The organism is Streptomyces sp. WI03-4A (assembly GCF_033792105.1).
GTDB classification, from domain to species: domain Bacteria; phylum Actinomycetota; class Actinomycetes; order Streptomycetales; family Streptomycetaceae; genus Streptomyces; species Streptomyces collinus_A.
In genome coordinates this window covers 23025-37510 of sequence record NZ_JARAUO010000061.1, presented here as the reverse complement: position 1 = coordinate 37510, position 14486 = coordinate 23025, and the positions used below count along the sequence as shown (strand labels likewise).

General features: G+C 73.8%; 13 protein-coding genes. 5 read left to right on the top strand and 8 right to left on the bottom strand.

The annotated features are described in order from the left end of the window. Together PV343_RS37420 and PV343_RS37415 are read right to left on the bottom strand one after the other, a co-directional pair. The coding region (locus PV343_RS37420) for a sigma-70 family RNA polymerase sigma factor (protein WP_319151526.1) at window positions 1-844 on the bottom strand (844 nt) is incomplete at its 3' end. 224 nt (window positions 845-1068) lie between these two features. Next, window positions 1069-2058 (bottom strand): ArsR/SmtB family transcription factor, encoded by a 990-nt coding sequence (locus tag PV343_RS37415; protein WP_319151525.1) that lies wholly within the window; start codon window positions 2056-2058, stop codon window positions 1069-1071. A 57-nt stretch (window positions 2059-2115) separates the two neighbouring features. Between PV343_RS37415 and PV343_RS37410 the strand changes: the two genes are divergently transcribed. Then, entirely contained in the window at window positions 2116-3420 is a 1305-nt protein-coding gene (locus tag PV343_RS37410; RefSeq protein WP_319151524.1) for an MFS transporter, read from the top strand. Window positions 3421-3569: 149 nt separating this feature from the next. Here PV343_RS37410 and PV343_RS37405 read toward each other — a convergent pair whose 3' ends face one another. Beyond that, entirely contained in the window at window positions 3570-5021 is a 1452-nt protein-coding gene (locus tag PV343_RS37405; RefSeq protein ID WP_319151523.1) for a purine-cytosine permease family protein, read from the bottom strand. A gap of 173 nt (window positions 5022-5194) precedes the next feature. Between PV343_RS37405 and PV343_RS37400 the strand changes: the two genes are divergently transcribed. After that, window positions 5195-6115, top strand: a complete 921-nt coding sequence (locus PV343_RS37400; RefSeq protein WP_319151522.1) for a serine hydrolase — start codon at window positions 5195-5197, stop codon at window positions 6113-6115. A gap of 70 nt (window positions 6116-6185) precedes the next feature. On the opposite strand, the gene PV343_RS37395 is transcribed toward PV343_RS37400, so the two are convergent. After that, the gene (locus tag PV343_RS37395; RefSeq protein ID WP_319151521.1) at window positions 6186-6917 is read right to left on the bottom strand and encodes a DUF4232 domain-containing protein; all 732 of its coding nucleotides are present in this window, start codon (window positions 6915-6917) and stop codon (window positions 6186-6188) included. A gap of 248 nt (window positions 6918-7165) precedes the next feature. On the opposite strand from PV343_RS37395, the gene PV343_RS37390 reads away from it, so the two are divergent. Together PV343_RS37390 and PV343_RS37385 are read left to right on the top strand one after the other, a co-directional pair. Beyond that, on the top strand, window positions 7166-8239 hold the full coding sequence (locus tag PV343_RS37390) for an NAD(+)/NADH kinase (protein WP_319151520.1): 1074 nt from the start codon (window positions 7166-7168) through the stop codon (window positions 8237-8239). 431 nt (window positions 8240-8670) lie between these two features. Then, window positions 8671-9513 (top strand): CAP domain-containing protein, encoded by an 843-nt coding sequence (locus PV343_RS37385; RefSeq protein WP_319151519.1) that lies wholly within the window; start codon window positions 8671-8673, stop codon window positions 9511-9513. 151 nt (window positions 9514-9664) lie between these two features. Here PV343_RS37385 and PV343_RS37380 read toward each other — a convergent pair whose 3' ends face one another. Next, complete coding sequence (locus PV343_RS37380; protein ID WP_319151527.1) at window positions 9665-11386, bottom strand: LCP family protein; 1722 nt, start codon at window positions 11384-11386, stop codon at window positions 9665-9667. Between the two features lie 325 nt (window positions 11387-11711). Between PV343_RS37380 and PV343_RS37375 the strand changes: the two genes are divergently transcribed. Then, a complete protein-coding gene (locus tag PV343_RS37375; RefSeq protein WP_319151518.1) occupies window positions 11712-12125 on the top strand; it encodes an SRPBCC family protein in 414 nt (137 codons plus the stop codon). 41 nt (window positions 12126-12166) lie between these two features. Here the strand turns inward: PV343_RS37375 and PV343_RS37370 are convergent, their stop codons facing one another. From PV343_RS37370 to PV343_RS37360, 3 genes are read right to left on the bottom strand one after another with little or no spacing between them, the layout of a single operon-like run. Then, window positions 12167-13018, bottom strand: coding sequence for an oxygenase MpaB family protein (locus PV343_RS37370; protein WP_401701351.1), 852 nt, complete (start codon window positions 13016-13018; stop codon window positions 12167-12169). Window positions 13019-13070: 52 nt separating this feature from the next. Further along, window positions 13071-13565 (bottom strand): MSMEG_6728 family protein, encoded by a 495-nt coding sequence (locus tag PV343_RS37365; RefSeq protein WP_319151515.1) that lies wholly within the window; start codon window positions 13563-13565, stop codon window positions 13071-13073. A 28-nt stretch (window positions 13566-13593) separates the two neighbouring features. Further along, window positions 13594-14475: an SDR family oxidoreductase gene (locus PV343_RS37360; protein ID WP_319151513.1), complete on the bottom strand. Its 882-nt coding sequence runs from the start codon at window positions 14473-14475 to the stop codon at window positions 13594-13596. Window positions 14476-14486: the final 11 nt, after the last annotated feature.

Sequence of the window (14486 nt, the reverse complement as noted above, 5' to 3'; positions counted from 1 at the left end):
ACCACGGCCGCGATCTCGACCGGCAGGGCGCCGATCCGGCCAGGGCGAACCCGTCGGCGGAACGCGCCCGCGCGAGCAGCACGGTCGAGACGGCCACCAGCGCGAGGCCGGCCAGCAGGCCCTCGGCGGGCAGCAGGCCGCTCCACAGACCCGAGCAACGCGCGCAGCCGCGGGCGTGCCGGGCTATGCGCTTGCGCCACAGCGCCGAGGGGACGCCGTCCCAGGCGGCCAGCACACCGCGGAGTTCCTCGCACGGCGGCTGCGCGTCGAGGGCGCGCACCACCACGCGGGCCGCCTCCAGTTGCGCCTTCATCCGCTGCACCCGGACCGCCGTGTGCTGCGGCGACAGCTCCAGCGCCGCCGCGACCTCGGCGCGGGTCAGCTCACCCGCGCACTCCAGCCACCACAGCGACAGCAGCCCCCGGTCGTCCGGCTCCAGCCAGCGGGTGGCACGCGCGGTCTCTTGGCGCTGGCCGGACAGTTGCAGCTGCACGATGGTCAGGTCCACGAAGTCGGCGCCCGGATCGGCGAGGTCCGCCGCCTCCTCGACGGCGCCCGGGGCGAACTGCCGGTGCTGCCAGTGCGTGCGGACCTGGTTCATGGCGATCGCCACCAGCCAAGAGCGGAAGCCCTCGGGAGTACGCAGGCCGCCCAGCGCGTCCAGGGCGCGGAGCATGGTCTCCTGCACCACGTCGTCGACATCGACCGAGCCGTTCAAAGCACGTCCCACGATGTTGTAGACCAGCGGGAGGTACGCACTGACCAGGGCGTCCTGGGCGTGCGGGTCGCCCGCCCGGGCAGCGGTCACCAGTGCCGCCGACTCCATCGCGTGCTGAGTACTCATCTGAAGCTTCCCTGTCCTCGATGCCGAACGCTGCTGTCCGATATCTGGGAGACCGCTCGGCGAGGCCCGGATAACAACTTCTTCGGAGACTCGTTCGAGATCGTTCGACGAGAGGGTCGTCGCACCGGCTCGCGACCGCAAGGAGACAGATCACAGCGGCACCGCCGTGAACCGCCGTCAGGCCGGCGTCTTCTTCTGGTATCCGGCCGGCGAGGCCGCGCCTGTCAGGTCTGACGGCAGAGCGCGTCGCCCAGGGCCGTACGCGCGTAGCGGACGGTGCGGCCGCTGCGGGTGCGGCTGAGCAGGCCCGCGTCGTAGAGGACGGCCAGGTGCTGGCTGACCGCGCCCGCGGTGACGTCCAGGCGGTGGGCGAGTTCGGTGGTGGAGGCCGGTTCGGCGAGGAGGCCCAGCAGCCGGGCCCGGGGGCGGCCGAGGAGGCGTACCAGCGCCTGGTCGGTGACCGGCGGCGGTGCCTCGGAGAGGGTGCCCCGGCCGCGGGCCGGATAGACGAGCATCGGGGGGCGGGAGGCGTCGAGCACCGTCTGGGCGCCGCGGGCGAAGAGCGTCGGCATCAGCACCATGCCGCGGCCGGCGATGCGGATGTCGGCCGACGGCCAGGGGGCCGTGTCGCCGGTGCGCATCAGCAGCAGCTGGTCGCCCCTCCACACCAGGCGTGGGTCGAGCCCGGAGAACAGCGCCGCCGCCCCCTGTTCGGCCAGCACCCGTGCCTGGTGGGCGAGGTCCGCCTCCAGGATGCTCTGCACGCGCGGCCACCAGCCGTCGCTGAGGCAGGTGTGCCAGTAGGCGTCCAGCGCGTCGGTGAGCCGGGCGAGGAAGACCGGCGGGTCGGTCAGGCCGCGTGCCACGACCGGCGGGAGCGCGTCGCCGGTGCGGTAGGTGGCGCGGAAGTCCGAGACGACGACGGCCGGCGGGGTGCGGCGGACCTCGTCGAGCTCCTCGGCGAAGGCCGGGCGGGCCCGGGGCGGACGCGGCGTCAGGAAGTCGGGGACCCACAGCCAGGGGGCGATCAGGGCGGGGAGCAGTTCGTGGTCGAGGGAGGCGAGGCGCGGGCGGATGCGGCGCAGCCACGGCCGGTGGTGCGGGTAGCGCGCCGGGTCGTGCAGACAGCGCAGCGAGAACACCGCCTCCTGCAGGGGTGAGTAGGCGAACGAGGTGGTGGCGAGGTCACCGATGACGAACCGGAACTCGATCATTGAGCGCCACGCTAAATCATTGTCGGGCGCGAGCGGCCGGCGGGTTGGCTGCTGGACATGACCACGACACCAGTTTCGCAGGGGCCTGACCAGGACGGCAGTACCGGGGCGCCCCGTGCCACCCGCGCCGGCGGGCTGCTGCCGGCCGACCCGGTCCTGCGCCTCGCCACCGTCCTGACCGCCGTCAACTCCCTCGGCAACGGCCTGTACTTCCCGCTCGGCGTCCTGTACTTCACGCGCATCGTCGGCCTCGACGCGACCGCCGTCGGGCTCGGGCTCACGGTCGCGGGTCTGGTGGGCGTGGCCGCGGGGGTGCCCGCCGGGCGGGCCGCGGACCGGTGGGGCGCCCGGCGGGTGGGCGCCGTGCTCTGGGGCGGCACGGGACTCGCCACGGCCTCGTACACCCTGGTGCACTCCTACGCCGGGTTCCTCGCCGCGGTGGTCTGCGCGACAGCGCTGCAGATGGCGAGCCGCGGGGTGCAGGGCGCGCTGTACGCCGACGTTCTGCCCGCGGCGACGCGGGTGGAGGCCCGGGCGTACCTGCGGATGGTGACCAACGTGGGCATGGGCGTGGGCGGCGTACTGGGCGCGGTCGCGCTGCAACTGGACACGCGCGGGGCGTACTTGACGGTGATCGCGCTCAACGCGCTGTCGTTCGCCGGCCCCGCCCTGCTGCTGCCCAGGCTGCCGCTGGCGGCGCACGCGCGGGAACGGGCGGTCCTGGACGCCGGTGCCCCGGCCGTCGACCGCTGGCGGGCGGTGCGCGATCTGCCGTTCCTGGCGGTGACCGTGCTCAACGCGGTGCTGGTCGTGCAGTACACGCTGGCGGAGGTGGGGTTGCCGCTGTGGATCGTGGAGCGGACCGAGGCCCCGCGCTGGACGGCGGCCATGCTGATGATCGTCAACTGTGCCCTGGTGGCCCTGCTCCAGGTGCGGGTCGCCCGGCGCGCCTCGCGCGTGCCCAGCGCGGTACGGGCGATGGGCTGGGCGGGGCTGCTGCTGGCGGCCGCCTGCGCGGTGTACGCGCTCTCGGCGGGCCTCTCCCCCGTGTGGGCGGTGGTGTCGCTGACCGCCGGCGCCGTGGTCCAGGTCTTCGCCGAGGTGCTGTCGGCGGCGGGCGGCTGGACGCTCGGCTACGAACTGGCCGACGCCCGTGCGCACGGCGTGTACCAGGGCGTCTTCGGCGCCGGGATGTCGGCCGGGATGATGGCGGGTCCGGCCCTGGTCACGGTCACCGCGGTCGCCCACGGCACGCTCGGCTGGGCGGTGCTCGGCGTGGTGTTCGCCGCGGCCGGCCTCGCGGTGGCCCCCGCCGTCCGCTGGGCCCAACACGACGGCACCTGGCGCGGCGAACCGACCTGAGACGGGACGGCCCGCCGGCGGGGCGGCTCGCCGGGAAGCACCTGCTCGTCGGGAAGCGCCGGTCCGCCGGGGTCGTCGGGGAGCGGCGGCTCGTCGGGGAGCGGCGGCTCTCCGGGAGCCCGTCGCCCGGCCTGGCCCGGAACGGACGCTCAGGGCTCCCGGTGCTCGTGCGCCGCGCGTTCCAGCGCCTCGGCCTCGGCCTCGGCCAGCCGGGTCTCCGCCGCCACGTCGATCGAGCGGGTCAGCAGCCAGTACAGCAGCGCGGCGATCGGCAGTCCGACGAACAGGGAGATGTCCGCCCCGCCGAGCGCCCGGGCGGCGGGGCCCACGTACAGGGTGCCGACGGAGAAGAACGGGATCATGCAGGCGAAGCCCACCAGGTACGCGATGATGCCGTGCCAGCCCCAGCGGCCGTAGATGCCGTTCGGGTTGAAGATCTCGGCGATGGCGTAGTGCCCGCGGCGCACCACGTAGTAGTCCATGAGGTTCACCGAGGTCCACGGGATGAACAGGTAGAGGACCAGCAGCAGGAAGTTCTCGAAGTTGGCCAGGAAGTTGGAGGTGGCGGCCAGCGCGCCGATCAGGGAGAGCGCCGCGGTGAGGCCGAGGGTCACCAGGCGGACGGCGAGCGTCGGCCGCACCCGCTTGAACGAGTCGATGGCGCTGATGAGGGTCAGGGAACCGCCGTACATGTTCAGCGCCGTGACGGACACCAGCCCCAGCGCGGAGAAGAGCAGCACGACCGCGCCGAACCCGTCGAACACCTTGTCGCCGGCGGCGTTGATCGACGTGATCGTCTCGAAGCCCTTGCCGGACCACGCGGCCAGCAGCGAGCCGAGGACCATCAGCCAGATGCCGCCGAGCGCGGAGCCGAAGTAGGTCCAGTAGAAGGTCTTGCGGACGGTCACGTCCGGCGGGAGGTAGCGCGAGTAGTCCGAGACGTAGATCGCCCAGCTGATCTGGTAGCCGGCCACCACGCCGAACTGGGCCAGGAACGGGGTCCACTTGAAGGCGCCGAGGTCGAAGGAGCCGGGCGGGTAGTGCAGGGTGACCAGGACGCCGACGGTGAAGACGCCGAAGATGACGAGGAAGGCGTAGGTCAGGAGGCGCTCGGCCCGGTGGATGATGTCGTAGCCCACGAGCGCGATGACCAGGGCGATCACGGTGACCACGATCACCCAGAGGTTGACCCCGCCGTGCAGGGTGGTGTGCAGGGCGTCGGCGGCGAGGCTGCTGTTGAAGACGTTGAACCCCGCGTACTGCACATAGGCGAACAGCCACACCAGGAGGGCGCCGACGTAGCCGAACTGCGGCCGGGACTGGATCATCTGCGGCAGGCCGAGCTGGGGGCCCTGGGCGGAGTGGAAGGCCATGAAGAAGGTGCCGATGACGGTGCCGGTCACGATGGCCAGGAGCGACCAGATGAGGTTGCCGCCCTGGGTGATGCTGACCAGTCCCACCGCGAGGGTGGCGATCTGCGCGTTGGACATGAACCACAGCGGGCCGAGGTGCCAGAGCTTGCCGTGCCGTTCGTTCAGGGGGACGTAGTCGATCGACCGGACCTCGAGGCCGGAGACCCTCGGCTCCGCTGATGTGCTCATGACGCCTCCCGGGCCCGGTGTGCCTGCCTGGTCACATTGTCCGGCCCTGTTGCCCTGCTCACAATTCACCCCGAAACCGCCTCTTCGTGGCAGCGGTCACTTCGCGCGGCGGGCGATTTGTTTACGTTCGCAGTCCTGTGTCCCCGCACCCCGAACTGCCGAGGCCCCTGACGATGGCGTACCGAAACCGCCCCCTGCCGCAGCCGCGCACCCCGCGAGGGAACCGCCCCCGGGCCCGGGGCGCGGCGGTCACCGCTCCGCTCGCGGCCACCGCGTCGGCTCTGCTCGCGGCCGGCACGCTCGGCCTCGCCCAGCCGGCCGCCGCGGCGGCGCCGGCCGGCTCCTCCGCGAGCGGGTCCGCGGCGGCCTCCTTCCCGGCCTCCGTGGGGGCGAAGGGCAAGGCGCGGGTGACGGCAGCGGTCTTCGACCTGGACGCTTCGGGCCACGGCCCGGCGGTGTACGGCACCGACGCGCCCTACGACACGGCGAGCATCATCAAGGTCGACATCCTCGCCTCGGTCCTGCTCAAGGCGCAGGACTCCCGGCACGCCCTGACCGCGAAGGAGCGCGCCCAGGCGGAGGCCATGATCGAGCACAGCGACAACGCCGCGGCCAACGCCCTGTGGCGGCGCATCGGGCTCGCCCCGGGTCTGAAGGCGGCCAACAAGCGGCTGGGCCTGACCGCCACCCAGGGCGGCCCCGGCCCCAAGTGGGGTCTGACCAGGACCACGGCGAGCGACCAGATACGGCTGCTGCGCGCGGTCTTCGGCACCGCCCCGGCGCCGAAGGCGGGCTCTGCGCCGGCGCTCAGCGACGCGTCCCGCGCCTACATCCGCACACTGATGAGCCGGGTCGCCACCGAGCAGTCCTGGGGTGTCTCGGCGGCCGCCGACCCCGGGGCGGCGCTGAAGAACGGCTGGCTGCAGCGGGACACCACCGGGCTGTGGGACGTCAACAGCGTCGGCCGGATCACCACGGGCCGCCACCACTACCTCGTCGCGGTCCTGTCCGACGGCAGCACGTCGATGAAGGACGGTGTCGCGCTGGTGGAACGCGCGGCGCGGGCCGCCGTCTCGGCGACGACGGCCCGCTGACGGTGTACTGACAGCGCGCTGACGGCCCGCCTGCGGCACGGGCCGCACGGCCGCCGCCAGCGGCCGGGGTTCAGGAGGGCTTCACCGCCGTGACCGCGGTCGCGGTGACCTTGTTGTCGCACTCCGCGAAGAGGCCGTCCGACAGGGCGACCTGGTGAGCGCCGGCCCCGGGCAGGCCGACCACCAGCGTCGGATAGGCGACGGGCTTGGCGCCGGACACGCAGTAGCCGTCGCCCTCTCCCTGCACCTGGACGAAGGTCAGCTTCACCCACGCCTTGCCGCCCGGCGCCACCCGCACGCTCGCCGCGGCCCCGGTGGGCGTCACGGTCAGCGGGCGGTTGTGCTGCGGGGAGCCGTTCCCGGCGCCGGCCACGGTCGGGTGCCCCTTGAGGGTGCACGCCTTGCCCGAGGTGTTGGTGAACTGGATCACCGCCGCTCCGACGCCGGTGCCGGACGGACGGTCGGCGGCCTGGTACGCCGACGCCTCCAGGGCCGTGGCCGCGCACGGGGGCACCGTGCCGCCCGGGGCGCCGGACCCGGCGGACGCGGGCACGGAGGTCGCGGGGGCGGAGGTCGCGGGAGCCGTGTGCGGGGAGCCGCCGCCCGTGGCGGGCCGCGAGGTCTCGGCGGCCGGGGTCGCCGGGTGGCTCGCGGTGGCCCCGGCCGAGGCCGTCGTGGGGGTCTTGGCCGGTGTGCCGGCCGCCGCGTCGCCGTCGCCCGGCTGACAGGCGGTGAGCGAGAGCGCGGCCGCGATCACGGCCGCTGCGGACGCGGTGACACGGACGGTGGTGCGGTGCTGCATGGGGTCCCCCGATGGTCGGTATTGCGGTCGGCCGGCTGCCAGCCGGTCCTCACAGGTTCAGACAGACCCACCTGACCAGGGGTTCCACCGGACGTTCCCTGTGACGCGGCCGTGACAGGACCCGGTCCGGATCGGCACCAAGGCGCGTGCGAGGGGCTGGTGCGGGCCCCGTGGCGGCGTGGCGTCCCGGGCCTCGGCCGGGTTCCTGGCGAGGATGGCCCTCTGGGCGATCCGACCGGGAGGCGGGTATGACGGTGAACCGTGTCGGTCTGGTCGTGCACGGCGGACGGGCACAGGCCGTGGCAGCCGCGCGCGCCGTGCGCGAGTGGTGCGCCGAGCACGAGGTGGGCTGCGCCGACATCGACGTGTGGCAGGAGGGCGAGCGGCACAGCTCCCGTGAGGAGATGGACTCCGCCGGCGACCCCGACCTCGTCGTCACCCTGGGCGGCGACGGCACTTTCCTGCGCGGTGCCCGGCTGGCGGCGCAGAGCGACGCCCTCGTCCTCGGGGTCGACCTCGGACGGGTCGGCTTCCTGACCGAGGTGCCCGCCTCGGCGGTGCACGCCGCGCTGGACGCCGTACGGGAGGAGCGCTTCGAGGTCGAGCACCGGATGCTCCTCACCATGCGGGCGTCGTGCCGGCTCGAGGTGCCCGAGCACATGGAATCCATGGTGCGCTACGGCCGCGGACCGCTCCTGCCGGCGCCCCGGGTGCGGGTGGAGTGCGAGACCGGGAACGACTGGGGTGTCGCCCTGAACGTGACCGCGCTGAACGACGTCGTCGTGGAGAAGGTGACCCGGGACCGGCAGGTGTCGGTCGGCGTCTACCTGGCCGGACGGCTGCTGGCGTCGTACTCCGCCGACGCGCTGCTGGTGGCCACGCCGACGGGCTCGACCGCGTACAGCTTCGCGGCCGGCGGCCCGGTCGTGTCGCCGCGCGCGGAGGGCCTGGTCTTCACGCCGGTCGCCCCGCACATGGTGTTCAACCGGTCGGTGGTGGCCGCCCCGGACGAGCCCATCGCGTTCCGTGTGCTCGAGCGCTCGGGGCAGGCACTGGTCAGCATCGACGGCCAGGTGCGCGGTGTACTCAACCCCGGGGACTGGATCGGTGTGTACGCGGCGCCGCGCCGGCTCAGGGCGGTGCGGCTGGGCCCCATGGACTTCTACGGCCGGCTGCGCGAGCGCATGAATCTCACCGACGCCCCGGCCGCCCTCGCCGACGGGGACGCCGCTCCGCTGTGGCCGGTGAGCTCTCCCCCGCCCGGCGACCTCGCGCACCTCGCACTGCCGGCCGCTCCCGGCGACCCCACGCGCCGGTCCTGAGGCCGCCGACGCGAAGCGGAAGCTTTGGTTCCGTGACATCCCTCACGCGCTCCCCCGGATCTCGGGAAGCCGCTTAGTAGACGCCGCTCTGGCGACATATGGGATTTGTCCGGCTTGCCGTACGGACTCGCCCGGTCCGGCCCGGGGGTCCGCCGACGACCCGGCGCTCTCCCCCGTTCCGCCCCGCACAGCGCGTTTCTGACGGGGCGGCAGGGGGTGCGAGGGCCACTGGGCGGCCGGTCAGCACGTCACCCCTCCCTTGGCAAGGGCCGCGCAGGTCTACGAAGCGGGATAGTACGAACGCCCGTTGCACATGCTGTGCGGCCCTTCTAACAATGACGACCCACAGGAAGTCTCCGCAGGTCAGGAGCGGAGTCCCCGCTGGGCCGGCCGCGACGGGCGGTGCCCGGCGACTACCGGTGAGGTCACGCATGGCGAAGCATCGCAAGAAGCAGCACTACCGGCGGATGGTCATAGCCGCTGTCGTCGTGAGCGCCGTGGGCGTCCCCACGGCGGCCATGGCGTGCGGCGAGTGGCCGGGCGGCGGCGAGACCCCTGCCGTCGGCGCCGGGAACCCGACGCCCCCCGAGGCCGGCGCCTACACCGGGAGCCTCACGACCATCGGCCAGATGGTCGAGTCCCCGGCCCAGACCCCGACCGCCGCCCCGACCCCGACTCAGGCCCGGCCCGACGGCGTTCGCCACCTGGCCCAGCACCGCAAGCACCACCGGACGCACCACAGGAAGCACATGCGGCCCGGCGGGCCCTCCTCGGCGCCGTCGACGACGCCGACCGCGTCGCCGACCGCGCAGCGGACCACTGCGCCCGCGCCGAAGGCCACGGCGTCCCAGAGCACTCCGCAGGCGTCCGCACCCGCGTCCACGGCTCCCGCCGCGACCGGGGTCGCCGCCCGCATCGTGACGCTCGTCAACGCCGAGCGCGCCAAGGTCGGTTGCTCGGCTCTCACGCTCAACCCGACCCTGACCAAGGTGGCGCAGGCGCACAGCCAGGACATGGCGGCGCACCAGAACATGTCGCACACGGGGTCCGACGGGTCCTCGCCCGGCGACCGGATCACCGCGGCCGGCTACAACTGGAGCAGCTACGGCGAGAACGTCGCCTACGGGTACGGCACGCCCGAGGAGGTCATGGCGGGCTGGATGTCCAGCCCCGGCCACCGGGCCAACATCCTCAACTGCGCGTTCAAGGAGATCGGCGTCGGTCTGGCCCAGCCGAACAACTACTGGACCCAGGACTTCGGGACCGCCCGCTAGCCCAGCCGCAACGAGCCCCGGCCCCCGTACTCGCACGTACGGGGGCCGGGGCTCGTTGTCGTGCGCGGGGGACGCGTGCTCGGGGCGACGCGCGCGACCGGCGGGCCCCCGGAGGAGCCCCGCCGGTCGGGGCGGGCGATCGCGGGTCGGCTCAGTCGTCGGAGTCGGGCTTGCCGCGTGCCGCCGCGTACGCCTGCTCCGGCGTCATGGGGACCCCGCGGTAGCTGACAGTCTTGTACGGGCTGACCTTGGCGCAGGTCCTGGCCTGGTCGGCGGTCTGGGCGTGGGCGTTGGACACCGCGGCGGCCGTGTCGGCGGGCGCGGGCGAGGACGCACCGCCGGGATACCCGGTGCCGCTCGGCCAGTCGCTGCCGATGACGAGGGTGAGGCCGGTGCCGGTGCCCTGCTTCAGTCGCTTGGCGGGCAGGCCCAGCGCCTTGGCGACGGTCGTGGCCTCGGCCTTCGCACCGGTGCCGTAGGTCAGCGTGGTGGTGGCCGTGGGGCTCGGGGCGTTGGCCGTGGTGGTCGCGGGGCTGAAGCCCTGGTCGGTGAGCGCGGTGGCGACGGTGAGGGCGCGGCCGTTGACGGCGGTGCCGTTCTCCACCGTCACGGCGATGCGGGACGCGGGCACCGCCGAGGCGGTGGGCTTGGCCTTGGCGGCCGCGGCGGCCGCCGCGGACTTCTTGCCGGATCCGGTCGTCAGCGACTGGTCGTGGGCGATGGTGGAGAACAGGGTGCGGGCTCCGGCGCCGACCACCACGCGGTCGCCGTTGTTCGGGTCCGGGGCGGTCTGCATCGTGGTGAAGGTCATCCGCTTCGTGGGCACCTTGTTCAGGTCGGCCGCGAGCGCGATCAGCTTCTTCACGCTGCCCAGGCCGTCGTCGACGGTCAGCGCCTTGGTCGCGGCGTCCGCGAGACCGTAGACGGCGGTGGGGTCGGTGAGCGTGCCCGCGCTCTTGAACTTGCGGATCATCGCGCTGAGGAAGATGTGCTGGGAGACGGTGCGGCCGAGGTCGCTGCCGTCGCCGAAGCCGTGCCGGGAGCGGACGAACTCGAGGGCCGAGACGCCCTTCAGGGTGTGGGTGCCCTTGGACAGCTTCAGGTGCGAGTAGGTGTCGTAGACGTTGCGGTCGACGCAGACCGAGACGCCGCCGACGGCGTCGGACATCTTGACCACACCGGAGAAGTCGAGCTTGACGAAGTGGTCGATCGGGATGCCGGTGAGCCGGTGGACGGTGGCCACCTGGCAGGCGGGGCCGTACTGCAGCGCGCTGTTGATCTGGCCGTAGTAACCGGCGGTGGACTGGCCGTTCGCGCTGTCCTTGCAGGCCGGAACGTGGGTCATGGTGTCGCGGGGGATGCTCATCACGGTGGCGTTGGAACGGTCGGCGGATATGTGCACGACCATCTGCACGTCCGCGTTGCTGCCGGACTGCACGCCGGTGCTGGAGCAGCCACCGCCGAGCTTGCAGTCCGTCTTGCTGGTGCGCCCGTCCGACCCCATGACCAGGAGGTTGATCGGGGTCCGGCCGAAGGCGTCGGCCTTCTCGGCGCCGCCCTTGCCGTCGAGCGAGACGCTCTGGATGTTGCCGTTGAGGTGCTGGTAGAACCACCAGCCGACGCCCGCGGTGACCATGACGACCAGGGACAGGGAGATCGCGAGGATCTTCAGCACCCGCCTGCCGCGTCCGGCCGCCCGGACCCGGCGCCTCGATCCGCGCGCGCGGGCTGCCGCCCGGGCCGCGGCCCGGCCACCCGTGGGCCGCTCTCCGTCGTGCCGCTCTCCACCGGGCCCGGCCGTGCGCTGTCCGGGCACCCGGGCCTCACGGTCGCGTGTGGCCTGGCCGGCCGGACCGTCCCACGGGTCGTTCATCTCCCACTCCCATGACCGGTCGGGCGCGGCAGGCCCGGCCATCGGGGTGTACGGCCGGGCGTGCACGGCGGAACAGGGGTGCCGCGCGAAGGCGGGCTCCGCCTGGGTTGCGTAGTTGCGCAATCTAACAAATCCGCGCCCCGAACAGCACGGATCCTGTGGCGATTCACAGGTGAGCGATCTCATGGCAGGCCGGCCGTGAGCGCCCGAGGGCGTCCGGGGACGCGCCGTCGGTCGCGCATCACGTCCGCTTCGGGGCTTTTCGTCCGGGACGAAAGGGGCACGCGGCCTGGGTACGCATTCCGACCGGAGGGGCGGTGCCGCGATGGCTGAGTACGAACGTTCCCGCACGATGCCCGGACAGCCCGAGCACGTCTTCGACCAGGCGTCCAACGTCGACCAGCTCGACGCATGGCTGCCGGACGCACTGCACGTCCAGGCCGACGACCCGCCGGCCGTCACGGTCCACGAGGACGACGCGGACCGGGACACCGCGGCGATGATGCGCGCCGAGAACGAGCAGATGCGCATCGAGTGGGGCACCCGGGAGCGGGGCGGCTACGCGGGCTGGCTCCAGGTCGCGGGGATCGGCAGCGGGGCCAGCGAGGTGACCGTGCACCTGTCCTTCTTCGACGAGAGCCACGACCCGGGCGAGCGGAAGGTGTGCGACGCCCTGGACCACAGCCTGCGCCGCCTGGAGGAGCAGGTGCGGATGCGCGTCGACAACACGGCGGGCTGAGCGGCCGCGGAGTTCTGGGGCCCGGGTCCCGGCCCGGGCCTTCAGTCCGTGTGCGCGGGTGGCCTCATCGCCCAGCGGATGGTGCCCACGATCAGGTGGCCCGCCGGGCGCACGGTGAGGTCCTCGACGAGCGGGACGCGGGGCAGCCGCAGCAGGTTCCGGGCCCAGGACGGCAGAAGCGTCACGGCGTTCGCCGCCAGCGCGCCGTACAGCGGACGCACCGGGAGCGGCAGGGGCGGTTGAAGGAGCAGGAAGCGGGCCGCGGACCGGGCCTCGGGCGTGGCCTCGAGTTCGCCGCGGTAGGCCGCCAGACGTTCGGAGAGTGCCCGGCGGTCGCGCGGCGGGTCGGGCACTCCGAGGGCCTCGGCGACGCGCGCGGTGTCGGCGACGTAGGCGTCGTAGCCGTCCGGGTCGAGCGGGTGGGCGCCGTAGCGCTCGTGGGCGGCGAGGAAGCAGGCGGTCTCGGCCGTGTGCACCCAGCCGAGCAGATGGGGGTCGGCCGCGTGGTACGGCCGTCCGTCCGGTGTGGCGCCGCGGACCTTCTCGTGGATGCCGCGGACGTGGTCGACGGCCGCCTGCGCGTCGGCCGCGGTGCCGTAGGTCGTCACGGCCAGGAAGGTGCTCGTGCGTTGCAGCCGTCCCCAGGGGTCGCCGCGGTATCCGGAGTGCGCGGCCACGGCCGCCATCGCGAGCGGGTGCAGGGACTGGAGCAGCAGGGCGCTCACGCCGCCGACGAACATGGCGGCGTCGCCGTGGACGACCCGGACGGGGCGCTCGGGCCCGAACCACCGGGCGCCGGGGGTGTCGTGGATGCGCGCGCGGACGGCCGGGCCGTCGGGGCCCGCCACCCGGCGGAAGAGCAGCGCGCCCAGCTGGGCGCGGAGGTCCGGCAGCACGCGTCCCCTCCTGTTCCTCGCTCCTTCGAGTCTGCCGTCCGGCCCCGGCTCACCGGGGTGCGGACACGTCGTCCCGTTCCCGGTCGGACCGCGGCCACACATAGGGCAGGTCGTCGGGGGTGCCCGGGAAGGCGCCGGCGTAGGTGTCGTGGTCCTTGCGGACCAGGGCGGAGCGGTGGCTCAGGTGGAAGGCCTCGTCGCCGAGCCAGGGCGGGAGTTCCCCGGCGTCCGCCAGGGCCGGCTGGTCGCGTACGTGGGCGCCCGGGCCCGGGTGAGCGTCGGCGAAGCCGGCGACGAGCGAGGCGGCGCAGCTGTCCTGGTGCCCCTGCTCCCGCCAGACCCGGCAGATCTCCAGGCCGTAGCGTACGAGCGCCTCCTCGTACCCCGTCCACATGCGCACGGCGGGATGCCGGCGCCATCCGTAGCCGGGCACGGTCAGACCGCGCAGGACCTGGAGCGCCTCGACACGCTGCTTGCCCAGGCGCCGGCGGTCCAGGAGCAGGGCGGAGCGGCGGAAGTCGGGGTCCGGCAGGAACGTCTGCATGACGGCCGTCCTGAGGAGAGGGGGTGGGTCAGGGCCGGTACCCGGTCACCGCGCGGTCGGCCGCGCCCCCGGCGCCCAGCAGTCCGGTGGCCACGAAGGGCTCCTCGGCCTGGAGCCGGGGCAGCTCGTGGCGGGCCACCCGCAGCACCACCGGGGGCAGGGCCGCGCGGACCGGCTGGACCAGCCGCAGCCAGGCGGGGGCGTACACGGCGGTGCGCCGGCGTTCCATGCCGCGTACGACCCGGGCGGCGACCGTGTCGACGGGGTGGACGCGGCGGGCGGGCGGGGGCATGTGCGCGCGCAGCTCCCGCAGCACGTTGTACCGGTCGGCGTCGCGGATCATGTCGGTGTCGGTCCAGTTGAGGTAGGCGATGCCGACACCGACGCCCTGGTGGGCGACCTCGGCCCGCAGTGAGTGCGCGAAGGCTTCGACGCCCGCCTTGGAGGCGCAGTAGGCGCTCATCAGGGGGGCGGCGCCGAGGGAGGCCAGCGAGGCGATCTGGAGGTGGTAGCCGGCGGTGGCGATCAGGTCGGGCAGGAAGGCCCGGGCCGTCTGGGCGCTGCCGGTGAGGTTCACGTCGATCACCCGGCGCCACTCCACCGGGTCCGAGGAGGCGAACGGGCCGCCCTGGGCGATGCCGGCGTTGGCGACGACGACGGACGGGCGCCCGAGGCGGCGGCGCACCTCGCCCGCGGCGGTGCGCAGCGCCGCGAGGTCGGTGACGTCGACCCCGATCGCCAGGGCCGGCGACGGCAGGCGGGCGGCGACCTCCTCCAGCAGGGACTGTTCATGGCCCAGCAGCGCGAGCCGTGCGCCGCACCGGGCGATCTCCCGGGCGAGCGCGGCCCCTACCCCGCGTGCCGCGCCGGTCACCACGACCGTACGGCCGTGCAGTGGGCTGCTGGGCATCGGTCCACCTT

What these genes read in the sequence shown, in the direction of transcription:
- PV343_RS37415 (WP_319151525.1), bottom strand. Translation starts at nt 2,058, where the DNA reads ATGATCGAGTTCCGGTTCGTCATCGGTGACCTCGCCACCACCTCGTTC.
- PV343_RS37410 (WP_319151524.1), top strand. Translation starts at nt 2,116, where the DNA reads ATGACCACGACACCAGTTTCGCAGGGGCCTGACCAGGACGGCAGTACC.
- PV343_RS37405 (WP_319151523.1), bottom strand. Translation starts at nt 5,021, where the DNA reads ATGAGCACATCAGCGGAGCCGAGGGTCTCCGGCCTCGAGGTCCGGTCG.
- PV343_RS37400 (WP_319151522.1), top strand. Translation starts at nt 5,195, where the DNA reads ATGGCGTACCGAAACCGCCCCCTGCCGCAGCCGCGCACCCCGCGAGGG.
- PV343_RS37395 (WP_319151521.1), bottom strand. Translation starts at nt 6,917, where the DNA reads ATGCAGCACCGCACCACCGTCCGTGTCACCGCGTCCGCAGCGGCCGTG.
- PV343_RS37390 (WP_319151520.1), top strand. Translation starts at nt 7,166, where the DNA reads ATGACGGTGAACCGTGTCGGTCTGGTCGTGCACGGCGGACGGGCACAG.
- PV343_RS37385 (WP_319151519.1), top strand. Translation starts at nt 8,671, where the DNA reads ATGGCGAAGCATCGCAAGAAGCAGCACTACCGGCGGATGGTCATAGCC.
- PV343_RS37380 (WP_319151527.1), bottom strand. Translation starts at nt 11,386, where the DNA reads ATGAACGACCCGTGGGACGGTCCGGCCGGCCAGGCCACACGCGACCGT.
- PV343_RS37375 (WP_319151518.1), top strand. Translation starts at nt 11,712, where the DNA reads ATGGCTGAGTACGAACGTTCCCGCACGATGCCCGGACAGCCCGAGCAC.
- PV343_RS37365 (WP_319151515.1), bottom strand. Translation starts at nt 13,565, where the DNA reads ATGCAGACGTTCCTGCCGGACCCCGACTTCCGCCGCTCCGCCCTGCTC.
- PV343_RS37360 (WP_319151513.1), bottom strand. Translation starts at nt 14,475, where the DNA reads ATGCCCAGCAGCCCACTGCACGGCCGTACGGTCGTGGTGACCGGCGCG.